The sequence below is a fragment of the Kocuria salsicia genome, assembly GCF_039532055.1.
GTDB classification, from domain to species: domain Bacteria; phylum Actinomycetota; class Actinomycetes; order Actinomycetales; family Micrococcaceae; genus Kocuria; species Kocuria salsicia.
This window is the reverse complement of the sequence record NZ_BAAARF010000008.1, coordinates 237,331-257,119: the sequence shown is the minus strand read 5'-3', so window position 1 is coordinate 257,119 and position 19,789 is coordinate 237,331. Positions and strand designations below refer to the sequence as shown.

At 70.5% G+C, this 19,789-nt stretch carries 20 protein-coding genes and 1 riboswitch; of the genes, 11 read left to right on the top strand and 9 right to left on the bottom strand.

From position 1 onward, the window contains the following. Positions 1 to 94: 94 nt before the first annotated feature. Positions 95 to 1,015 carry an NADP-dependent oxidoreductase gene (locus tag ABD264_RS08305; protein ID WP_303104891.1) on the top strand — a complete coding sequence of 307 codons (921 nt, stop codon included), beginning with the start codon at positions 95 to 97 and terminating at the stop codon, positions 1,013 to 1,015. Between the two features lie 208 nt (positions 1,016 to 1,223). On the opposite strand, the gene ABD264_RS08300 is transcribed toward ABD264_RS08305, so the two are convergent. After that, a complete protein-coding gene (locus ABD264_RS08300; RefSeq protein WP_303104827.1) occupies positions 1,224 to 1,982 on the bottom strand; it encodes an SDR family NAD(P)-dependent oxidoreductase in 759 nt (252 codons plus the stop codon). Positions 1,983 to 2,277: 295 nt separating this feature from the next. Between ABD264_RS08300 and ABD264_RS08295 the strand changes: the two genes are divergently transcribed. The 3 genes from ABD264_RS08295 to ABD264_RS08285 all read left to right on the top strand — a co-directional run bounded on the left by ABD264_RS08295 (position 2,278) and on the right by ABD264_RS08285 (position 5,992). Continuing rightward, on the top strand, positions 2,278 to 4,248 hold the full coding sequence (locus ABD264_RS08295) for an AMP-binding protein (RefSeq protein ID WP_344205422.1): 1,971 nt from the start codon (positions 2,278 to 2,280) through the stop codon (positions 4,246 to 4,248). Positions 4,249 to 4,353: 105 nt separating this feature from the next. Further along, positions 4,354 to 4,857 carry a hypothetical protein gene (locus tag ABD264_RS08290; protein WP_303104831.1) on the top strand — a complete coding sequence of 168 codons (504 nt, stop codon included), beginning with the start codon at positions 4,354 to 4,356 and terminating at the stop codon, positions 4,855 to 4,857. 64 nt (positions 4,858 to 4,921) lie between these two features. After that, the gene (locus tag ABD264_RS08285; RefSeq protein ID WP_303104832.1) at positions 4,922 to 5,992 is read left to right on the top strand and encodes a permease; all 1,071 of its coding nucleotides are present in this window, start codon (positions 4,922 to 4,924) and stop codon (positions 5,990 to 5,992) included. Here ABD264_RS08285 and ABD264_RS08280 read toward each other — a convergent pair. After that, positions 5,958 to 6,509, bottom strand: a complete 552-nt coding sequence (locus ABD264_RS08280; RefSeq protein WP_303104893.1) for a GNAT family N-acetyltransferase — start codon at positions 6,507 to 6,509, stop codon at positions 5,958 to 5,960. The genes ABD264_RS08285 and ABD264_RS08280 overlap by 35 nt on opposite strands. A 102-nt stretch (positions 6,510 to 6,611) precedes the next feature. On the opposite strand from ABD264_RS08280, the gene ABD264_RS08275 reads away from it, so the two are divergent. Further along, the gene (locus ABD264_RS08275; RefSeq protein WP_303104834.1) at positions 6,612 to 6,977 is read left to right on the top strand and encodes an SdpI family protein; all 366 of its coding nucleotides are present in this window, start codon (positions 6,612 to 6,614) and stop codon (positions 6,975 to 6,977) included. 104 nt (positions 6,978 to 7,081) lie between these two features. Here ABD264_RS08275 and ABD264_RS08270 read toward each other — a convergent pair whose 3' ends face one another. Together ABD264_RS08270 and ABD264_RS08265 are read right to left on the bottom strand one after the other, a co-directional pair. Further along, positions 7,082 to 7,714, bottom strand: coding sequence for a hypothetical protein (locus ABD264_RS08270; RefSeq protein ID WP_303104836.1), 633 nt, complete (start codon positions 7,712 to 7,714; stop codon positions 7,082 to 7,084). A 9-nt stretch (positions 7,715 to 7,723) separates the two neighbouring features. After that, positions 7,724 to 8,017, bottom strand: coding sequence for a putative quinol monooxygenase (locus tag ABD264_RS08265; RefSeq protein WP_012397251.1), 294 nt, complete (start codon positions 8,015 to 8,017; stop codon positions 7,724 to 7,726). A 193-nt stretch (positions 8,018 to 8,210) separates the two neighbouring features. Here ABD264_RS08265 and ABD264_RS08260 point away from each other — a divergent pair, with 193 nt between their 5' ends. The 3 genes from ABD264_RS08260 (at position 8,211) to ABD264_RS08250 (ending at position 10,469) form a co-directional block, all read left to right on the top strand. Further along, positions 8,211 to 8,525: a hypothetical protein gene (locus tag ABD264_RS08260; protein ID WP_344205417.1), complete on the top strand. Its 315-nt coding sequence runs from the start codon at positions 8,211 to 8,213 to the stop codon at positions 8,523 to 8,525. 151 nt (positions 8,526 to 8,676) lie between these two features. Further along, positions 8,677 to 9,678 (top strand): ABC transporter ATP-binding protein, encoded by a 1,002-nt coding sequence (locus tag ABD264_RS08255; RefSeq protein WP_344205415.1) that lies wholly within the window; start codon positions 8,677 to 8,679, stop codon positions 9,676 to 9,678. Continuing rightward, positions 9,675 to 10,469 carry a hypothetical protein gene (locus ABD264_RS08250; protein WP_303104843.1) on the top strand — a complete coding sequence of 265 codons (795 nt, stop codon included), beginning with the start codon at positions 9,675 to 9,677 and terminating at the stop codon, positions 10,467 to 10,469. Before ABD264_RS08255 ends, ABD264_RS08250 begins: the two co-directional genes overlap by 4 nt. A gap of 152 nt (positions 10,470 to 10,621) precedes the next feature. On the opposite strand, the gene ABD264_RS08245 is transcribed toward ABD264_RS08250, so the two are convergent. The 4 genes from ABD264_RS08245 to ABD264_RS08230 all read right to left on the bottom strand — a co-directional run bounded on the left by ABD264_RS08245 (position 10,622) and on the right by ABD264_RS08230 (position 14,650). Then, on the bottom strand, positions 10,622 to 12,262 hold the full coding sequence (locus ABD264_RS08245; protein ID WP_303104845.1) for an ABC transporter permease: 1,641 nt from the start codon (positions 12,260 to 12,262) through the stop codon (positions 10,622 to 10,624). Continuing rightward, positions 12,259 to 13,092 carry a molybdate ABC transporter substrate-binding protein gene (gene modA / locus ABD264_RS08240; RefSeq protein ID WP_295108986.1) on the bottom strand — a complete coding sequence of 278 codons (834 nt, stop codon included), beginning with the start codon at positions 13,090 to 13,092 and terminating at the stop codon, positions 12,259 to 12,261. The genes ABD264_RS08245 and modA overlap by 4 nt, the downstream gene beginning before the upstream one ends. Beyond that, positions 13,092 to 13,493, bottom strand: a complete 402-nt coding sequence (locus tag ABD264_RS08235; protein ID WP_144941314.1) for a TOBE domain-containing protein — start codon at positions 13,491 to 13,493, stop codon at positions 13,092 to 13,094. The genes modA and ABD264_RS08235 overlap by 1 nt, the downstream gene beginning before the upstream one ends. Before the next feature lie 374 nt (positions 13,494 to 13,867). Further along, on the bottom strand, positions 13,868 to 14,650 hold the full coding sequence (locus tag ABD264_RS08230) for an enoyl-CoA hydratase (RefSeq protein ID WP_144941316.1): 783 nt from the start codon (positions 14,648 to 14,650) through the stop codon (positions 13,868 to 13,870). Between the two features lie 155 nt (positions 14,651 to 14,805). Here ABD264_RS08230 and nadE point away from each other — a divergent pair, with 155 nt between their 5' ends. After that, positions 14,806 to 15,633, top strand: coding sequence for an ammonia-dependent NAD(+) synthetase (gene nadE / locus ABD264_RS08225; RefSeq protein ID WP_344205410.1), 828 nt, complete (start codon positions 14,806 to 14,808; stop codon positions 15,631 to 15,633). 162 nt (positions 15,634 to 15,795) lie between these two features. On the opposite strand, the gene nhaA is transcribed toward nadE, so the two are convergent. Further along, on the bottom strand, positions 15,796 to 17,187 hold the full coding sequence (gene nhaA, locus ABD264_RS08220; RefSeq protein WP_344205409.1) for a Na+/H+ antiporter NhaA: 1,392 nt from the start codon (positions 17,185 to 17,187) through the stop codon (positions 15,796 to 15,798). Positions 17,188 to 17,332: 145 nt separating this feature from the next. Next, positions 17,333 to 17,461, top strand: a riboswitch (TPP riboswitch). 45 nt (positions 17,462 to 17,506) lie between these two features. Between nhaA and ABD264_RS08215 the strand changes: the two genes are divergently transcribed. Both ABD264_RS08215 and ABD264_RS08210 read left to right on the top strand, forming a co-directional pair. After that, positions 17,507 to 18,271 carry a 3-oxoacyl-ACP reductase gene (locus ABD264_RS08215; RefSeq protein WP_144941324.1) on the top strand — a complete coding sequence of 255 codons (765 nt, stop codon included), beginning with the start codon at positions 17,507 to 17,509 and terminating at the stop codon, positions 18,269 to 18,271. 1 nt (position 18,272) lies between these two features. Further along, positions 18,273 to 19,712 (top strand): LLM class flavin-dependent oxidoreductase, encoded by a 1,440-nt coding sequence (locus ABD264_RS08210; RefSeq protein WP_344205407.1) that lies wholly within the window; start codon positions 18,273 to 18,275, stop codon positions 19,710 to 19,712. Positions 19,713 to 19,789 lie beyond the last annotated feature (77 nt).

The window sequence follows — 19,789 nt, the reverse complement described above, 5'->3', positions numbered from 1 at the left end:
TGATCTCCTCGGTGGAGGACTGGACGCCATGGCGCACGTGCTGCGGCATGGAATAAGGTCCCCGCCCTGGGCTGTTGAGACAGGCATGACCACAATGAAGGCGCAGACATATCAGCAGTACGGCGACACCTCCGTGCTGGAGCTCACCGACCAGCCCATGCCCAAGGTGGGCCCCGGCGAGGTCCTGGTGAAGGTCAAGGCCGCGGGCATCAACCCGGTGGACTGGAAGGTCATGTCCGGCGGGCTGGATTCCATGATGACCGTCCAGTTCCCGGCGGCCCCCGGCTGGGACGTCGCGGGCGTCGTCGTGGGCAAGGGCTTCGACACCCCCAGCGTCTCCGAGGGCGATGAGGTGATCGCCTACGCCCGCAAGGACTGGATCCACGGCGGTACGTTTGCCCAGTACGTCTCGGTCCCGGTGCGCGCACTTGCCCCCAAACCGAAGAGTCTTTCCTGGGAACAGGCCGGAGGGCTGCCGCTCGCCGGACTCACCGCGTACCAGGTGCTCACCCGACTTGGTGTCGCGGAGGGCAAGACCGTGCTGATCCATGCGGCCTCCGGTGGTGTGGGGAGCATGGGCGTGCAGATCGCCAAGGCGTTCGGCGCGCGGGTGATCGGCACCGCATCGACCAAGAACCACGACTACGTGCGTGAGCTCGGCGCGGAGCCCGTGGAGTACGGGGACGGCCTCGTGGAGCGCGTCAAGGAGCTCGCCCCGAACGGTGTGGACATCGTCGTGGACTTCGTGGGCGGCGTGGTGGAGGACTCCGTCGCCGTGCTCGCGGACGGCGGCCAGCACGCCTCCATCGCGGACCCCGGGGTGGAGGAGCACGGCGGGCACTACATGTGGGTCTCTCCGGACGCAGAGCAGCTCACCGAGCTTGCTCGCCTGGCCGACGACGGCAAGCTCACCGTCCGCGTGGACCGCACCTTCCCGCTCGCGCAGTTGCCGGACGCATTCACCGCGAGCCAGGAGGGTCACACCGTGGGCAAGGTCGTGCTCACGGTCGACTGATCCGCGGAACGCCCCGGGGGACGTCTCGACCTCAGCGAGGCGATTCCCGGGGCCTTTCGCGCAGGCCGGAGCCATGGAGCTCTGACCACATCACGACGATGCCTCGTCACGGGTGGACCGTGACGAGGCATCGTCATGTGCGGGGGCCGTGCGGTGTCGTCGCCCGTGGCTGCCTGCCCTGGGCGGGACAGGCGCGCGGCAGCGAGGATCAACGCGGCGCCATGCGCAGGGCGCCGTCCATGCGGATGGTCTCCCCGTTGAGGTAGTCGTGCTCCACGATCATCCCCGCGAGCTGGGCGTACTCGTCCGGGCGGGCCAGGCGGTGCGGGAAGGGGACGGACTCCGCCAGGGCGCTGCGGAAATCCTCGCTCACCCGACCGAGCATGGGGGTGTCCACGATCCCGGGGGCGATCGTCATCACGCGCACCCCGCGGGAGGAGAGGTCACGCGCCGCGGCGATCGTCATCGAATGCACACCACCCTTGGACGCGGCGTACGCGGCCTGGCCGATCTGTCCCTCGAAGGCAGCCACGGAGGCGGTGTTGATGATGACGCCGCGTTGACCGGCCTCATCCACGGGCTCCTGCGCGGTCATGACCTCCGCGGCGAGCGCGAGGACCGTGAACGTGCCCACCAGGTTGATCCGCACCACGCGCTCGAACAACGCGAGGTCGTGTACGCCGTTCTTGCCCACCACGCGCGCGGAGGTCCCGATGCCCGCGCAGTTGACCACGGTGCGCAGCGGTGCGATCCCGGCGGCCGTGGCGACGGCGTCCCGGACCTGCACCTCGTTGGTCACGTCTGCGGCCGCGTACGTGAGCCCCTCGATCTGGGGCGCCTTCTCGATCCCGCCCGGCAGGTCGATGCCGACGACCTCGGCCCCGCGCTCGATGAGCTGCGCGGCGGTGGCCGCTCCCAGCCCCGAGGCCGCCCCCGTGACGATCGCCGAAGTACCCGTGATGTCCATGTCCGCTCCTGCCGTCGTGGTGCGCGGCGCACGACGCCGCCCGGTTGCTGTCCCGGCCGATCGTACGGGTCCGGGCAGGGTAGTTCACGTCACACCCGCCCTGCACAGAGTGGGCCGCGCCAGCGAATTTCCCTTTGCCCTTCGATATTTCCCGTGACACGGACCACACTGCACCGCCTCTCTGCAGTACGTTTGAGGGAAAGTTCTCACCCGGACCCCTGGCGGCCGCACGGCCCGGTGAACACCGTGGTTCACGGGCACGGCAGGGGGTCCCCGCACTGGAACGAGGATCCCCATGAGCGAGACCACCGCACCCGGGACCGCCGCCGAGCAGTCCGTCACCGAGCGCTTCCGCGCCGCACGGGACCAGCTGCTGCGCCTGCGCACGGACCTGGACGCCGCCCACGCCGAGTTCGAGTGGCCGCGCTTCGAGACCTTCAACTTCGCCCTGGACTGGTTCGACGCTCTCGGCTCCGATGAGGAGGCCAACCGCGAGGCGCTGGTGATCGTGGAGGAGGACGGCTCCCAGACCCGCCGCTCCTACGCCGAGCTCTCCCGGCGTTCCTCCCAGCTGGCCACGTGGCTGCGCGGCCAGGGGGTGCGGCGCGGTGACCGGGTGATCCTCATGCTCGGCAACCAGGTGGAGCTGTGGGAGACCATGCTCGCGTGCACCAAACTGGGCGCACCCATGATTCCCACCACCGTGATGCTCGGGGAAAACGACCTCCGGGACCGTGTGGAGCGCGGCAACTCCTCGTGGGTGGTCACCTCCCACAGCAACGCGTTGAAGTTCGCGGACGTCCCCGGCGAGTTCACAATCATCGAGGTCCCAGACCAGCCCGACCACCGCGTGCGTCCCACGTCCGGGGCTTTCACCTCTCCCTCCGCGGACGACGACCCCGTCCCGACCGGTTCCGCGGGTTCCGGAACCTCCGGGACTGCCGCGGATGGTGCGGAAGGCGACGCAGCGGCGTCGTCGTCCGGGAGCGCGGATCTGGCGCCGGTCGGGGAGCACCGTGTGCTGGACTACGTGCGGTCCTTCGACGGGCCGGAGACGTTCGAGGTGCTCGAGCCCTCGCCTGCGGACGCCACGCTGCTGCTGTACTTCACGTCCGGCACCACGTCCCTGCCGAAACTCGTGGAGCACACGAACACCTCCTACCCGGTAGGGCACCTGTCCACGATGTACTGGATCGGGCTGGAGCCCGGGGACGTGCACCTGAACGTGGCGTCGCCGGGGTGGGCCAAGCACGCGTGGTCCAACTTCTTCGCGCCGTTCATCGCGGGCGCCACCGTCTTCCTCTACAACTACACGCGCTTCAACGCCGTGGCGCTGATGGACCAGATGGAGCGCGAGCACGTGACCTCGTTCTGCGCGCCGCCCACCGTGTGGCGCATGCTGATCCAGTCGGACCTGTCCCACCTGAAGAACCCGCCGCGCAAGACCGTGGCCGCGGGCGAGCCGCTGAACCCGGGGATCATCGCGCGCGTGAAGGCCGCGTGGGGCACGGACATCCGTGACGGGTTCGGGCAGACGGAGTCATCCCTGCAGATCGCCAACACCCCGGGCATGCCCGTGAAGCCCGGGTCCATGGGGCGTGCGCTGCCGGGTTACGACGTGGTGCTGATCGACCCGAACACGGGCCAGGAGAGCGAGACCGAGGGGGAGCTGTGCCTGCGGCTGGACCCCCGACCCGTGGGCCTCACTCCCGGCTACCACGGGGACCCGGCAAAGACCGCGGACGCGTTCCGGGACGGCGTCTACCACACGGGCGACGTGGTCTCGCGGGACACCAGCGGAGTGTTCACGTACGTGGGCCGCGCGGACGACGTGTTCAAGGCGTCCGACTACCGGCTCTCCCCGTTCGAGCTGGAGTCCGTGGTGATCGAGCACCCCGCCGTGGTGGAGGTTGCGGTGGTTCCCTCCCCGGACCCCCTCCGCCTGGCGGTGCCCAAGGCGTACGTGGTGCTTGCGGACGGGCACGCGCCCACCGCGGAGATCGCCGAGAGCATCCTGCACCACTGCCGCGTGAACCTGGCCGCCTACAAGCGCGTCCGCCGGCTGGAGTTCGCCGAGCTGCCCAAGACCATCTCCGGCAAGATCCGCCGCGTGGAGCTGCGCCGCCGGGAGGCGCTGCTGCACCCGGACACGCTGGGAGACGGCGGCGCGGCGTCGGGTGGAGCGAGCGAGTCGTCGGGCGCGCCCGGTTCCGGCGACTCTGTGGAGTATGCGGACACGGACTTCCCGTCGCTGCGGGGAGAGTGAGGGACGAGGCGCTCGTTCCTGCGGCGCAGAGCCCGGATAATCCGAGCACAGAACTCAACCAGTAGCCGGGGGTCTCCACCGTGGAGCAGAAGCCAGGGAGAACCCATGGGCTATGGGCATAGCTTCTACCACCGCGCATGCAACGTCGCCGCCGGGGAGAACATCGTGGGCATCACCGTCGCGGAGAATGGACGGGTGGCACTAGATTTCGACGAGTTCCCGGAGAACCTGCGATCCAACTGGGCAGGATTTCTCTACGATCTGTCGCTGACTCCCGCGCTGCTCGACGACCTCTACCCGGCCCTCCGGGTCGTCTCGGCCCGCCTGCAGGAGGGGCACGGGCACGTCGTCGTATCGGACGGCACCTCGCGGCGTGAGTACCGGCGCAAGATCGTGCCCGTGGATCGCGGACCCGCGGCCCTCGAGGTCGTACCCTTCGACCCGACCGTCGAGCCACAGAACATGAGCCGCGTCTGGGACGGTTCGTCCCCGAGCGGCTTCATGGAGGAGCTGAGAGGCAACTTCCCCGATGGGGAGCCCCTGGGGCCGTACCTGAACTCGGTGCGAGCACCGCGCCGCCCGACCGCCGAAGGGGGGCATCGGGCGTAGGCTGTCCCGGCGTCGTCGCCCCCCGGATGACGACGCGATCATTCCCTCGCCCCGAAAGGCCCCCGTGAGGACCACCGCACCAGTTGAAGTCCCCGAGACCGCCACCCCCGCCAAGCGCATGGCCTGGGCGGGGGTGGCCCTTACCCTGGTGATCCTGGTGGCCGGGCTGCTGTGGGCCAAGTGGCTCCCGTACGACCTCAAGGCCCACAAGCTGGCCGAAACCGGTGTGTGGGACGGCAAGGCCATCTTCGGCGCGGCCGGTGCCACGCCCTCTTGGCAGGGCGCGTTCGACTTCACGGTGGTCTATCTCAAGGCCGTGTGGAAGGCCGCGCTCGTCGCCCTTCTGGTGGCCGCCGCGCTGGAGTCCCTGGTGCCGCGCCGCTGGCTGCTGCGGGCGCTGAGCCGCCGAACGTCCTGGGGACAGGGCATCTCGGGAGCGCTGCTCGCTCTGCCCAGCATGATGTGCACGTGCTGCACCGCCCCCGTGGCCATCGGCCTGCGGCGTTCCGGGGCGCCGGCGGGGGCCACCGTGGCGTACTGGCTGGCCAATCCGCTGCTCAATCCTGCAGTGCTGGTATTTCTGGGACTCACCATGTCCTGGCCGTTCGTAACCACGCGCGTGGTCGTGGGCATCGTGGTGGTCCTGGTTGCGGCTGTGCTCGTGAGCCGTCATTTCTCCACGGTGGAGGTCGAGACCCCCGAGGCCCTGCCCGCCGATCCGCAGACGTGGGGTGAGATGCTCTCCCGCTTCGGCAGGGCACTTGGCCGCTACCTGATGGTCCTGGTCCCGGAGTACGTGCTCCTGGTGGTGCTCGTCGGGTTCTTCTCCGGGTGGCTCTCGGACTTCGCGGCCCTGAGCCAGCACACCGGGCCACTCGCACTGCTCCTGGTGGGCGTGATCGGTGCGGCACTGGTGATCCCCACGGGCGGCGAGATCCCCGTGGTCGTGGGTCTCACCGCCGCAGGCGCCGGCTACGGCGTGGCCGGGGTCCTGCTCATCACGCTGCCCGGGCTGAGCATTCCGTCCATCGTGATGGTCGCCCGCCACTTCGGGATCCGCACCACCCTGCTCGTCACCGGGTGGGTTGTGGTGGGCGGCCTCATCGCGGCCGGGCTCCTGGTGGCACTGGGCTGACGACGCCGCTCGCTCCGGCTACCTCGGCAGTGGCCCCCACCCACCTGACCTCGCCCTCCACCGCAAGACCAGTGGGCGCCATTCCCAGACCACGCGCCACCCGTTGAGAGGCCGCATGGTCCGGGTGGATGTGCGCCACGATCCCCTCGACGCCGTGATCGCGCAGCTCCCCCACCAGGAGTGCCGCCGCTCGGCGCGCGTATCCGCGCCCCTGCCACGGGACCCCGATGACCCAGGCGATCTCCGCAGGTGAGCCGTCCAGCGGAACGGTGGCCTGCACGTAGCCCACCGCCTGTTCCCCCGGTCCCACCACCACGATGCGGTTGAGCCACAGCTCGGTCCCGTCTGAAGATCGGCCACGGGTCTGCACCGCGTACTGCCCCTCCAGGCCCTCAACGCTCGGAGGTTCGCCGCCCGTGTACCGGTACAGCGCGGGATCGGCCAGGACCAACGCCATCTCAGAGGCATCGGTCACGCTCAGAGGCCGGAGGGCAAATGAGGTCGTCCTAGGTCGAATTTATCGCCCCGGCAATCTCCAGGTGGCCCCTGGAGGGTTTACATCACCGGCATCCCCAGTCGTGGGTGACCGCCACGAGTTCGCTGGGATATCGTCCCTCCCATGGACGAATCCAGCGGGGGAGCCCTCATTGGCATCGTCATGTCCGTGGTGGTGCTCGGGATCCTCTTCATGGTCACCCGCATGGGAGCCAGCGGGGAGATGGGGCGCAACGGCGCCGTGGGCATCCGCACCAGGGCCACGAAGCGCAGTGACGCCGCATGGCGCGCCGGTCATGCCGCAGCCCTCCCCGTGGTCAGAATCGCGTGCCTTGTGATCCTGGTTCTCGACCTGGTGTGTCTGGCCTTGATCTTCCTGGGCCCCGCGAGTCTGGTTCCGTGGCTCGGGGTCATACCGTCGGTAGCAATTCTGGCCGCGGCTGTTCCCATTGTTCTCGCGGCCAAGAAGGGTGCCGACGGCGCCGCCTGAGTTCCAGCGTTGAGCTCCTCGCGCGAGCGCGGCAGCGCCGTGATCTGGAGCGGTCCGTCCAGGTGGAGTGCGGCGGCGTCGTACTCCGGAACGGCGCCGTAGGATCACCCCGCGACGAGCGCGTAGATCCCGCCCAGGAACACCACCCCGTACGCCGAACCCGCCACCAGCTGCGGCCATGTGTGGGCCCCCAGCACATGACGGCTCACGCACACCGCGAACGCCACCGGGATGAAGAGCAGGCCCCACGGCCCCCATGCGACGGGCAGGATCACCGCGGTGCCGCCCATCATCATGCCGTGCACCGAGATCTTCCACCACGGGCTCACCAGGGCCACCACCGCGCTCGCGGCGAGCGTGGCGGTGAGCAGGCCCGTGATCTCCACGGGCCCGTGGAACGCGAGGTTGACCGCCAGGAACACGGCCACCAGCGCGAAGGTCCCCAGCATCACGGGTCGGCGGTGCTCCTTGACGCTCACGTGGTGGTCGGTGAGCACACCCCGGCGCGCCAGCACCGTGACCGTGGCGAGTGAGACCCCGCAGACCGCCAGCGCCGCCGCCACGCCCCACAGCAGGGCCCCGAGGCTCCTGTGCACGGTCCACGGCAGGACCACCAGCAGCGCGGCCAGCACGAGCGGCGCCTGGAAGACCTCGCTGAGGACAAGGGCCCACGCGGGTCCTCGTTCAGCCGGGACAGGATCCGGGCGCGGCGGCGTTGTCCCCTCGTGGTTGGTCACGTGTGGCGGTCAGAAGTCGAGCGTCTCGTAGGTCTTGTGCGCACGCTCCGCCAGGACGGGGATCGCCTGGCTTGTTCCCCACTGGTCGAAGTGCTCGGAGCTCACATGGGCCGTGAACGCATCCTTGTCCGTGTACACCTCGAAGATGCGGAACACGGCAGGCTCCTCCGGGCTCTGGTACGCCTGGTAGTAGAGGTTCCCGGGCTCCTGGCGAGCGGCCGGGGAGAGGTGGGAGAGCGCGTCACGCACGGTGTCCTCCTCTCCGGGCTTCGCAGTCCAGGTGGCGCTGCAGACGAAGGCCATGGGGTGTCCTCTCTCGATGTTGACGCCGGACGGTCACCGGCCCGACTCATGCTACCGACCCGGAGGCGGGCGCCGGACGGCGGGGGCTCGTTCTGCAATCACGCCGCCGACCGGCGCAGTCTCCACCCCTTGTCGAACACCTCGAGGCGGGCGAAGATCGTGGGACCAGCCGTCCCCCGAGAGGAACGACCTCGTGTCCACGCCGACGACCGTTCGCATGTTCAACGAATACGGCTGCGGCTGGCCGTTCTGGGGAGAGGAAGGTCTCCTGGACCAGGAGGACTTCCCCCTCCCGCCGGAACTGACCCGAGACGTCCTGGCGTGGACCCGGAACTTCAAGCAGCACTTCGACCACGAGAGGGGCTGGCCCACGCCGGAGCAGCGGGAGGCCAGCCGCTGCGAGGGCGAACGACTCGCGGAGAGGGTGCGAGACGCGGTGGGCCCAGAGGTCACCATCGACCTGCACCTGTGGGAGGTGCATGTCGACGAACCACGTCTGCCTCGGTGAAGGCGGGTCGTCCGCTCACGCTCCGAGCGTGCCTGAGAACCCTGTCTGCGTGAATTCGTCGGCGCTTCTCTCCTGACGCACCGTTCTACGGGACTCGCCCGCATCCCCCACCTCCGCCGTCCTGCCCCGTTCGGCCGTCAGGATGGAGAGCATGATTCGCATCGAGCACCTCACCAAGCGCTACGGCGGATTCACCGCGGTGGACGACATCTCGTTCGTGGCACAGCCCGGCCGGGTCACCGGTTTCCTGGGGCCCAACGGCGCCGGGAAGTCCACGGCACTGCGGATGCTCACCGGTCTCACGCCGGCCAGCTCGGGCGAGGCGCTCGTGCTCGGCCGCCGCTACGCCGAGCTGCCGAACCCCAGCCGGCACGTGGGCGTGATGCTCGACGCCGCCGCGCAGCACCCCGGGCGCACCGGCCGCGAGGTGCTGCAGCTCGCCGCCACCATCACGGGTGCGGGTAAGGCACGGGTGGACGAGATGCTGGACCTCGTGGGGCTGGAGCCCTCCGAGGCACGCCGCCGCGTGAAGAACTACTCCCTGGGCATGCGCCAGCGCCTCGGGCTCGCGGGCGCACTGATGGGGAAACCCCAGGTGCTCGTGCTCGACGAACCCGCCAACGGCCTGGACCCCGCCGGCATCCGCTGGATGCGTGGCCTGCTCCGGGACTTCGCGAACCAGGGCGGCACCGTGCTGCTGAGTTCACACCTGCTGCACGAGGTGGAGCAGGTCGCGGACGACCTCGTGATGATCGGCCACGGCCGGATCGTCGCGCAGGGCCGCATGACAGACCTGCTCGCCACCCGCCCCGGCTGCGTGGCCGACGCCGAGGACCAGGCGGCCTTCGCCACCGCGCTCAGCGCCGCAGGCATCGCCTTCTCGGGACGCGCGGACGGTGCCGCCGAGATCGAGGCCGACGCCGCCCGCGTGGGTCGCGTGGCGCTCGACGCCGGTGTGCCCCTGACCCTGCTGCGCCCCGCGGACGGCACCCGGCTGGAGGACATGTTCCTGCAGCTCACCGCGGACACCGCCCGCGACGAGCGGGGGCGCGGAACGCCCGCACCCGGCGCGGCGGCGTCGTCCGCCACCACACCGCCTGCGCAGCCGTCACCCGCCCAGGGATTGTCCGCCCGAGAGGAGCCCACCGCATGAGCACCGCAACCACCACCACGGCCCCGTGGGGCCACGCCGAACCGACGGGCCGCGGGCTCTCGTTCCTCACCCTGCTGCGCGTCGAGCTGCGCAAACAGGTGGACACGCGCGCCGGGCGCGGTCTGCTGATCGCCATCGGCGTGCTCACCGCCCTCGCGCTGGGGCTCGCCACCTGGCTGACCCGCGAGCAGGGCGCCGACCTCCCCGGGCTGTTCGTCGTGACGTTGACGCCGCAGGGGCTGCTGCTGCCCGTGCTGGGGATCATCACGGCGTGCAACGAGTGGAGTCAGCGCACCGCCCTGATCACGTTCACGCAGGAACCCCGCCGGCTCCGTGTGGTGCTCGCCAAGCTCCTCGCGGCACTCGTCCTGGGGACGATCGCCCTCGCGGCCGCGTGGGTCCTGGCGCTGATCGCTCACCTGATCTCCGCCGGTCTCTCCGGCAGCCCGGTGAACATCGACCTCGCTCCCGGTCAGCTGGCGGGCCAGTGGCTCAGCCAGATGCTCGCCCTCCTGCAGGGTGTGGCGTTCGGGCTGGCGCTGCTGTCCGTGCCCCTGGCGATCGTCGCGTACTTCGTCCTGCCCATCCTGTACTCGGCAGCTGCCCTGATGGTGCCCGCGCTGCAGGATCTCGGCGCGTGGGTGAGCATCACCGCGGCCTCCGCCCCGCTCATGGAGGGAGTGGACCTCACCGCCACGCAGTGGGGTCAGCTGGGAACGTCCTCGCTGCTGTGGATCGGGGTGCCGCTGCTGATCGGCATCTGGCGGGTGCTCACCCGCGAAGTGAAGTAGGGGCCCCGGCACCCCCGCGGGTGATCGCAAGGGGAGATCAGCCCTCGCAGGGCTGACGGCCAGGGCTTGTCCGGCACAGCGGACATCGATGTCCTCCGTACGTACGAGGACCGGCCCTGACCTGTGGAACAGGCGGGCCGGTCATGGTGGAATTACGTCGTCTCAGCCTGGTGCGACCGGCCATTCCCACCACGGATGACCCGATCCATCCGCACCACCCCGTCCGCGAGCTCGGCGACGTCCGCGTCGTCGTGAGTGATGACCACCGCGGTGCGCCCGGCCAGCACGCGCTTGAGCACCTTGCGCATCCGCGGGCGCGCCGCCACGTCCAGTGCGCTCATGGGCTCGTCCAGCAGGATCACGCGCGGGTCCGCGGCCAGCACGCGCGCGATCGCGACCCGCTGCGCCTGCCCTCCCGAGAGCTCGTCCGGGCGCCGCTGCACGAACTCCTCCGCGCCCACCTCCCGCAGCCATGCCCGGGCACGACGCCGCCCTTCCGCCCTCCCTGCCCCGCTCGCCCGCGGCCCGAACGCCACGTTGTCCAGCACGCTCAGGTGAGGGAACAACAGAGGCTCCTGCGCCATGAGGGCCACCCCCCTACGGTGCGCGGGGACCCACACGGGACGAGCTCCGGTGCCCGCTCGGACCACGCACCGCTCCCCCACCTGGACCGCACCGCGATCCGGTGCCACCAGTCCGGCGATCACGCCGAACACCGTGGACTTCCCCACCCCGTTGGGCCCGAGCAGCGCCACGGTGTCGCCCGGCTCCACGGTGAACTCGGCCGCCGCATGCCGCTGCTCGTGAAGCACGTCCACGCGCAGCCCGATGGTGTTGTGGGACCCCTGCGCCGGACTGCCAGCTGCGACCGTGGCCGGCGCGGCAGGGACCCCCTCGGCGGAGGCCGCTGCAGCGGCGTCTGCGCGCGGCTCAGGATCGGTCTTACCGTTCGGCGCACCGGCGCCATCCCGCCCGAACCACCGGGTGAGGTTCGCGCGGAAGCCGGCGCCGCGGCGTCGTCGTGCGGGGGCGCTGAGGCTCACGACCAGCAGCGCGACCAGGACGAGCAGCAGTGAGAGGGCCACGGCCGCGTCGGGGTCGGTCTCGCGCTGCAGGTAGATCTCCAGCGGGAGCGTGCGGGTGACACCTTCCAGACTGCCCGCGAACGTGAGGGTGGCGCCGAACTCGCCCAGGCAGCGCGCGAAGGACAGCGCGGCGCCGGAGAGCACGGCGGGCAGGGTGACGGGCAGCGTCACGCGGAAGAGCGTGCGCGTGGGCGAGGCGCCCAGGCCAGCGGCGATCTGCTCGTAGCGGGTGCCCGTGGTGCGCAGTGCGCCCTCCAGTGAGACCACAAGGAACGGAAGTGCCACGAAGGTCTGCGCGAGCACCACCGCCGTGGTGGAGAACGCGATGTCCACCCCCAGTGCGCCCAGGGGACGCCCCAGGAATCCCATGCGCCCGAACGTGTAGAGCAGCGCGATGCCGCCCACCACCGGGGGCAGCACGAGCGGAAGCAGCACCAGCGACCGGAACACGGTGAGGCCCCGGGCCGTGGACCGCGCCAGCACCAGGGCCAGCGGGCAACCCAGGACCACGGACAGCACGGTGGAGACCACCGCCGTGCGCAGGCTCAGCCACAGCGCGGCGAGCGAGGACTCACTCGTGAGCAGCTCCCCCAGGTGCGCCCAGTCGATGCGCAGCAGCATCCCCACCAGGGGAAACAGGATCAGCAGGGCACCCACGCCCGCCGGGAGCAGCACCCACCGCGGGGTGGCGGAGAAGCCGCGCGTCACGGGGTGCCGAAGCCCGCGTCCTTCAGCACCTTCTGCCCGCGCTCACCCGTGACCAGGTCCACGAACTGCGCGGCGAGCTCCGGCTGCTCGGACTTGTTCAGTGCCACGATCGGGTACTTGTTGATCGCCTCGTCCGTCTTGGGGATCTCGATAGTGGTGACCTTGTCCCCGGCAGCCTTGGCATCCGTGACGTACACGATCCCGGCGTCCGCCTGGCCGCTGGTGACCTTGCCGAGCACGTCCGTCACGGCGTTCTCCTGGCTCACGGGCTTGAGCTCCACACCGTTGGCCTTCTCCACCTTCTGCGTGGCGGCGCCGCACGGCACCTCGGGCGCGCACGTGACGAGCTTGACCTTCTTATCCAGCACGTCCTGGACGCTCGTGATCCCCGCCGGGTTGTCCTTGGGCACCACGAGGGTCAGCACGTTGGTCGCGAAGATCTTCGGCTCCCCCTGGGCGAGGTCCGCGTCCGTGAGCTTCTTCATGTTCTTCTGGTCCGCGGAGGCGAACACGTCCGCGGGTGCGCCCTCGGTGAGCTGCTGCACGAGCCCCGAGGATCCGCCGTAGTTCACGTCCACGTGCACGCCGGGGTGGTCCTTCTCGAACTCGTCGGACAACTGGTCGAAGGACTGGGTCAGGGACGCCGCCGCGGACACCCGCAGGGTCTTGTCCCCGCCCCCGGCCTCCGAGGACGACGCCGATGCGTCACCTGCCCCGCTCTGCCCACCGCAGCCGGTGAGCACCAGGGCACCCAGACCCGCAGCGGCCACGAGGGCCGTGAGTCGGCGTTTACCCGCGGTGCCCGGTGTCTTCCGCTCTGCGCGCGCCATCACTTGCGCCCCTCCGTCTCCACGATCACCGCGGTGGACTTCACCACGGCAGTGGCCACGGATCCCGGTTCGAGCCCGAGGTCCTCCACCGCCTCCGTGCTCATGAGGGACACGATCCGGTGCGGACCGCACTGCAGCTCCACCTGGGACATCACGGGGTCGGACTTCACCGCGGTCACCAGTCCCACCAGCCTGTTCCGGGCCGAGCTGCCCACCTTCGCGGGGTCCTCGGGGCTCACGGCATTGCGGCGGGCAAGCTGCGCGAGCTGCGCCCCGTCCACCACGGTGTGCCCCGCAGAGTTCTTGTGCCCGGTGAGCGCGCCCTGCTCGATCCACCGCCGCACGGTGTCGTCGCTGACGCCCAGGAAGGTGGCCGCCCGGGCCACGCGGAGGAAGGTCATGGACACACCCTATCCGCAGCTGCGGGTCATAGGTACGAAGAGGACCGCAGATGCGGGGACAGTCCGTGGTCACGGGCTCACGGAGTCGGCCTGGCGCCCTTCCGATGCTGACTGGCGGAGCAAGTGCACGCAACGGCCCGGATGTCGACGTTTGCTCCGTTGGTGCACGCCCCCGGAAAACCGCCCACATCTCGCCTCCACCCCCGCGCAAGAACGGAGCAAACGCACCAGAACCGCTCAATTTCTGCATCTGCTCCGTTGTTGCGACCGCCGCCGGGCAGCACGACAGCGCCGCTCCCGGGCCTCCCCCGGAACGGCGCCGTCGATGAGTGTCACCGGGTGGTGCACCACCCCGCGCGGTGCACCTCTGGTGCTCACTCGTGGGAGAAGTTCGGCTTCCGCTTCTCCGTGAAGGCCGCCATGCCCTCCTTCTGGTCCGCAGTGGAGAACAGCCCGTGGAACACGCGGCGCTCGTACTGCAGGCCGGCGGCCAGGGTGGTCTCGTACGCGGTGTTCACCGTCTCCACGGCGTGCTGTGCCACCGGCTTGGACATGCCGGCGATCGTCGTGGCGACCTCGAGCGCGGTGTCCATGAGGGAGTCGGCGGGGACCACTCGGGAGACGAGTCCGGAGCGTTCCGCCTCCTCGGCGTCCATCTGGCGGCCGGTGAGAATGAGGTCCATCGCCTTGGCCTTGCCCACCGCACGGGTGAGCCGCTGCGTGCCGCCCATACCGGGGATGACGCCCAGGGTGATCTCCGGCTGCCCGAACTTGGCGGTGTCCGCGGCGATGATCATGTCGCACATCATGGCCGCCTCGCAGCCACCGCCCAGGGCGTAGCCCGCGACCGCCGCGATCTTCGGCGTGCGCAGCCGGGCGAAGGTGTCCCACGCGGAGAAGAAGTCCTCGCGGTACATGTCCGAACCGGTCTTGGAGCCCATCTCCTTGATGTCAGCACCCGCGGCGAACGCCTTCTCAGAGCCGGTGAGGACGATCGCGCCGATCTCCGGATCGCGGTCCAGGTCGGTGGCGGCCGCCACGAGCTCGGTCATGGTCTGCTCGTTCAGCGCGTTCAGCGCCTTGGGGCGGTTCAGCGCAATCACGCCCACGCGTCCCTCGCGGCGGACCAGGATGGTGTCGTAGGTGTTCTCAGTCATGTGACCAGCATCTCACGACCCCGCCGTGCCCCGCCTCACACCGCCCCGTGCCTGGCGCGCGTCGGAGCAGGCGCACGTGCGGCGTCGTCGTCATCTGCGGGGGGGGGGGAGTGGGACGTGACGTGCCGGAAACACGCGGTCGCTAGCATGGCGGCATGCGTGAATTTCAGGCACAGATCATCGCCGAACTCGGGGTGGCCCCGCGGATCGACCCGGAGACGGAGGCAGCGCGGCGCGTCGACTTCCTGTGCGACTACCTCCAGGCGACGCACACCAGGGGCTTCGTGCTGGGCATCAGCGGCGGCGTGGACTCCACGCTCGCGGGTCGGCTCGCGCAGCTGGCCGTGGAGAAGCTGCGCGAGGACGAGATCCCTGCGGAGTTCGTGGCCATGCGCCTGCCGTACCGCACCCAGCAGGACGAGGACGACGCCCAGGCCGCCCTCGCCTTCATCGAGCCGGACCGGGTGGTCACGTATGACGTCGCGCCGGCCGTCGACGGGTTCGAGGCCGCCTACGCCGCCGCCACCGGTGAGCAGCTCAGCGACTTCACACGCGGCAACACCAAGGCCCGCGTGCGCATGACCGCGCAGTACGCGGTGGGCGGGGACCACAACCTGCTGGTGATCGGCACGGACCACGCGGCGGAGTCCATCACCGGGTTCTTCACCAAGTTCGGGGACGGCGGCGCGGACCTCCTGCCGCTGGCCGGGCTGAACAAGCGGCAGAACCGGCAGCTGCTGGAGTACCTGGGAGCCTCGGAGCAGCTGGTCGGGAAGGTCCCCACCGCGGACCTGCTCAACGACAACCCCGGCCGCACGGACGAGGACGAGCTGGGCCTCACGTACGAGGACATCGACGACTTCCTCGAGGGCAAGGACGTCCCCGAGGAGGTGGCCCGCAAGATCGAAAGCACGTTCCTGCGCACCCGCCACAAGCGCACGGTCCCGGTGACCCCGGCGGATGCGTGGTGGCGGGAGGGCTGAGCCCGCTCCCGTTCAGCCCCGACGACGCCGAGCGGGTTGTGCCCGGCGGCGTCACTCACTGGGGGCCCCAGTCATGCGGGCCCTCAGCACGTGCCACGAACGTTCCCGCCGGTCGCCCGCCGTGAAGGTTTCCCTGTGCGGATGCCTCCCCGGCCCCGATACCTACGCCTCTGCGGCGTCGTTCCCGAACACCCGGGGTGACGCGCTGCGGTAGCGGCGGTTGCGGACCGCCAGCACACCGCCGGCCAGCACGGCCGCCAGGACCGAGGCGGTCAGCACGGCCACCTTGGCCTGGTCCCCGGCGGCTGCGGACGGGTCGAAGCTGAGCTCCGCGATCAGCAGGGACACCGTGAACCCGATCCCGGCCAGCAGCGCAATCCCCACCAGGTCGATCCACCGGTAGGACGGGTCCAGCTTCCGTCCGGTGAGCACGGTGGTGAGCCACGTGGCGGCGATGATGCCCAGCGGCTTGCCCAGGACGAGGCCCGCGATGATGCCGAGCGTGACGGGGGCGGCGAGCGCCGTCGTCAATCCGTCCCAGCCGCCCACCGCGACGCCCGTGGAGAAGAACGCGAAGACCGGCACCGCGAACCCGGCGGACAGGGGCCGGACGCGGTGCTCCAGGTGCTCGGCGAGCTCCACGGGCTCCCCGGAGGCCCTGGCCCCCATGACGGGAACGGCGAAGCCGAGCAGCACGCCGGCGACCGTGGCGTGGATCCCGGCCTCGTGGACCAGGGCCCACGTAATCACGGCTGGCGGCACCAGGATCGCCCACGCGGCCCACGTGCGGTGCGCGAAGAAGCGGGGGAAGCGGTGCGCCAGCAGCCCGAACACGGCCAGCGGGACGAGCGCGAGGAGCAGCGGGAGCACGTGCACCTCGTCGGTGTAGAAGACCGCGATGATGGTGATGGCGAGCAGGTCGTCCACCACCGCGAGCGTCAGCAGGAACAGGCGGAGCGCGCTGGGCAGGTGCGAGCCCACGATCGCGAGGACGGCCACCGCGAACGCGATGTCCGTGGCGGTGGGGATCGCCCAGCCGCCCAGGGTCTCGGGGCTGCCGAGGTTAACGCCCGCGTAGATCAGAGCCGGGACGACGACGCCGCCCACGGCCGCCGCGATCGGCACCGCCGCCTTCCCGAGGTCCCGCAGATCACCCGCGACGAACTCGCGCTTGAGCTCCAGGCCCACGAGGAAGAAGAACACGGCGAGCAGCCCGTCCGCGGCCCACGTCCCCAGGCTGAGGTCCAGGTGCCACGGCTCGTAGCCGACCTTCAGGTCCCGGAGGGCGAAGTAGCTCTCCACGAAGGGCGAGTTGGCCCAGACGATGGCGAGGACGGCGGCGACCACCAGGAGGATGCCGGCCACGGTCTCGCGGCGCAGGACGTCCTGGAGGCGGGAGAAGAGGCCGCCCGAGGGGTGGTCGGGCTCGCACGGGGGCTCAGGATGGTTGAAGAAACCGGGCTCCGAGACGAAGCCGGAGGGTTCTGCCTGCACCACGGTTCCCGGGGTTCCGGGCTCAACGTGGGCAGGGGTGGTGCGGTGGTGCGGGGGCATGGATCACTCCAGTGTCGACGGGCATCACGCTCATTACCGCCGACCAGACTTCCCGGCACACCAGCCAGCAAGGGTAGCAGTGCGCTTTTGGGCGGCGCACGCGGGGCGGCTGCCATGAGGCTGAGCGGCTCCGTCTACACTGGCCACCAGTGACACGGGGTGCCGCCACCCTCCCCGCCCACCGGGCGGGCAGACAGAGGACCGCAGCGGCTGAGATGACACCCGTCGAACCTGTCCAGTTAGTACTGGCGAAGGGATGTCACGGTGGCACCGCGCAGGTGGCGCACCGCTTTCTTCGCCGTGAGCCACAGGAGTGAGCATGCGGATCGAGAACACCATTGTCCTGGTCACCGGGGGAGCCCGCGGGCTCGGGGAGCACCTCAGCCGGGCGTACGCGCGGGAGGGTGCGCGCGTCGTCGTGAACTACCACTCGAGCGAGGACCGCGCCCGGGCACTGGTCAGTGAATTGGGCGAGGGCAGGGCACTCGCGGTCCAGGCGGATGTGACCGACGCCCAGCAGGTGCGGGACATGGTCGCCCGCGCCCGGGAGCACTTCGGCGCACCGATCACGGTGGCCGTGAACAACGCCCTGGTGGACTTCAGCTTCAACGGCGATGCCCGCCCCACCCTGGACACCCTCACTGCGGAGAACCTGACCCAGCAGTTCGAGGGCGCCGTGGTGGGTGCCCTCAACGTGATGCAGGCGGTCACCCCGGGCATGGCGGAGGCCGGTGAGGGGCGCATTATCAACATCGGCACCAACCTCTTCCAGAACCCGGTGGTCCCCTACCACGACTACACCGCCGCGAAGGCCGCCCTGCTCTCCCTCACCCGCACCGCCGCCAAGGATCTGGGCCCGCAGGGCATCACGGTGAACATGATTTCCGGCGGCCTGCTGCGCATCACGGACGCGAGCGCCGCCACCCCGGACGAGGTCTTCGACTTCATTGCCGCCGGCACTCCCCTGGGCCGCGTGACCACCCCCGAGGAGTTCGCGGACACTGCCCTGTTCTTCGCCTCGGACTGGTCCCGCGGGGTCACCGGCCAGAACCTGGTGGTCGACGGCGGGCTGGTGATGGACTGACATGGCCGCCCCCTCTCCGCACGACGACGCCGCCCAGCCCGGTCCCGCGCACACGGCACCTGCCGGGGGCGCGGCGTCGGCAACCACCCCCGAAGCCGGGCCGACGCTCGGGACGGCCGCTGCGGCGTCGTCGCCCACGACCGCACCGGCCCGCCGCCTCCACCTCAACGCGTTCCTCGACGGCGCCGGCCACCACCAGGCCGCGTGGCGCGCCCCGAACTCCTCGGTGCACCGCCTCACGGACATCACCTACTACGAGGAGCTCGCGCAGACCGCCGAGCGCGGCCTGTTCGACGCCGTGTTCTTCGCGGACGGCCACAGCGTGGGCGACGTGTCCGGCGGACCCCACTGGTCGCTCGAACCGCTGACCGCGCTGTCCGCGCTGTCCGCGATGGCGCGCGCCACCGAGCGCATCGGCCTGGTGTGCACGGTCTCTTCCACGTTCTTCGCCCCGTTCCACGCGGCCCGGATGCTCGCATCCCTGGACCACATCTCGGGCGGCCGGGCGGGCTGGAACGTGGTGACCTCCATGTGGGATGCGGAAGCCCGCAACCACGGCTACCGGGCCATGCCGCCCAAGGACGAGCGCTACGAGCGCGCCCGCGAGTTCGTGCAGGTGGCCCGCGCCCTGTGGGCCAGCTGGGACGAAGACGCCGTCACCGCGGACCCCGAGGGCCAGTGGGCGGACCCCTCCAAGCTGCACCGCCTGGACCACGAGGGCCGCCACTTCCTGGTGGACGGACCCCTCACGGTCCCGCGCTCCCCGCAGGGCGAGCCGGTGCTGTTCCAGGCCGGTGCGTCCGGGCCCGGCAAGGCCCTGGCCGGGGACTACGCGGAGGGGATCTACGCCGTGGCCTACGACCTCCCGGCCGCCCAGGAGTACTACTCCTCGGTCAAGGCGGAGGTCGCGCGGGCCGGCCGCGATCCGGAGTCCGTGGCCGTGATGCCCGGGCTGGTCACCTACGTGGGCCGCACCCACGAGGAGGCCCTCGCCAAGCAGGACCGCGTGGACCGGCTGCTGCCCGTGGAGCAGTCCCTCGCGCAGCTCTCCACGTTCGTGGAGCAGGACTGCTCCCAGTGGGAGCTGGACGCGCCCGTTCCCCCGCTGCCGCCCCTGGAGAAGTTCACCGGTCCGCAGGGGCGCTACGGCACCATCCTGCGCATCGTCGAGGCCGAGAACCCCACCGTCCGGCAGCTGCTCGGGCGCCTGGCCGCCGGCGGCGGGCACTGCACCATGGTGGGCACGCCGCAGAGCATCGCCGACCAGATGCAGGAGTGGCTGGAGAAGGGTGGTGCGGACGGCTTCAACCTCATGCCGCCCGTGCAGCCGGACTCCCTCGCCGATTTCGTGGACCTCGTGGTCCCGGAGCTGCAGCGCCGCGGCCTGTTCCGCACCGAGTACACCGCCACCACGCTGCGCGGTCACCTCTCGCAGGTCTGAGCCGGGCAGGACGACGCCGCCGCGCCCCGTTCGTGGGGCGCGGCGGCGTCGTGCGGAGACGAGCAGGCGGATCCTGG

Coding starts and splice junctions, on each gene's coding strand:
- ABD264_RS08275 (WP_303104834.1), top strand. CDS start 6,612: ATGGACGAATCCAGCGGGGGAGCCCTCATTGGCATCGTCATGTCCGTG.
- ABD264_RS08230 (WP_144941316.1), bottom strand. CDS start 14,650: ATGACTGAGAACACCTACGACACCATCCTGGTCCGCCGCGAGGGACGC.
- ABD264_RS08265 (WP_012397251.1), bottom strand. CDS start 8,017: ATGGCCTTCGTCTGCAGCGCCACCTGGACTGCGAAGCCCGGAGAGGAG.
- ABD264_RS08210 (WP_344205407.1), top strand. CDS start 18,273: ATGGCCGCCCCCTCTCCGCACGACGACGCCGCCCAGCCCGGTCCCGCG.
- ABD264_RS08250 (WP_303104843.1), top strand. CDS start 9,675: ATGAGCACCGCAACCACCACCACGGCCCCGTGGGGCCACGCCGAACCG.
- ABD264_RS08255 (WP_344205415.1), top strand. CDS start 8,677: ATGATTCGCATCGAGCACCTCACCAAGCGCTACGGCGGATTCACCGCG.
- modA (WP_295108986.1), bottom strand. CDS start 13,092: ATGGCGCGCGCAGAGCGGAAGACACCGGGCACCGCGGGTAAACGCCGA.
- ABD264_RS08290 (WP_303104831.1), top strand. CDS start 4,354: ATGGGCTATGGGCATAGCTTCTACCACCGCGCATGCAACGTCGCCGCC.
- ABD264_RS08215 (WP_144941324.1), top strand. CDS start 17,507: ATGCGGATCGAGAACACCATTGTCCTGGTCACCGGGGGAGCCCGCGGG.
- nadE (WP_344205410.1), top strand. CDS start 14,806: ATGCGTGAATTTCAGGCACAGATCATCGCCGAACTCGGGGTGGCCCCG.
- ABD264_RS08295 (WP_344205422.1), top strand. CDS start 2,278: ATGAGCGAGACCACCGCACCCGGGACCGCCGCCGAGCAGTCCGTCACC.
- ABD264_RS08300 (WP_303104827.1), bottom strand. CDS start 1,982: ATGGACATCACGGGTACTTCGGCGATCGTCACGGGGGCGGCCTCGGGG.
- ABD264_RS08235 (WP_144941314.1), bottom strand. CDS start 13,493: ATGACCTTCCTCCGCGTGGCCCGGGCGGCCACCTTCCTGGGCGTCAGC.
- ABD264_RS08305 (WP_303104891.1), top strand. CDS start 95: ATGAAGGCGCAGACATATCAGCAGTACGGCGACACCTCCGTGCTGGAG.
- nhaA (WP_344205409.1), bottom strand. CDS start 17,187: ATGCCCCCGCACCACCGCACCACCCCTGCCCACGTTGAGCCCGGAACC.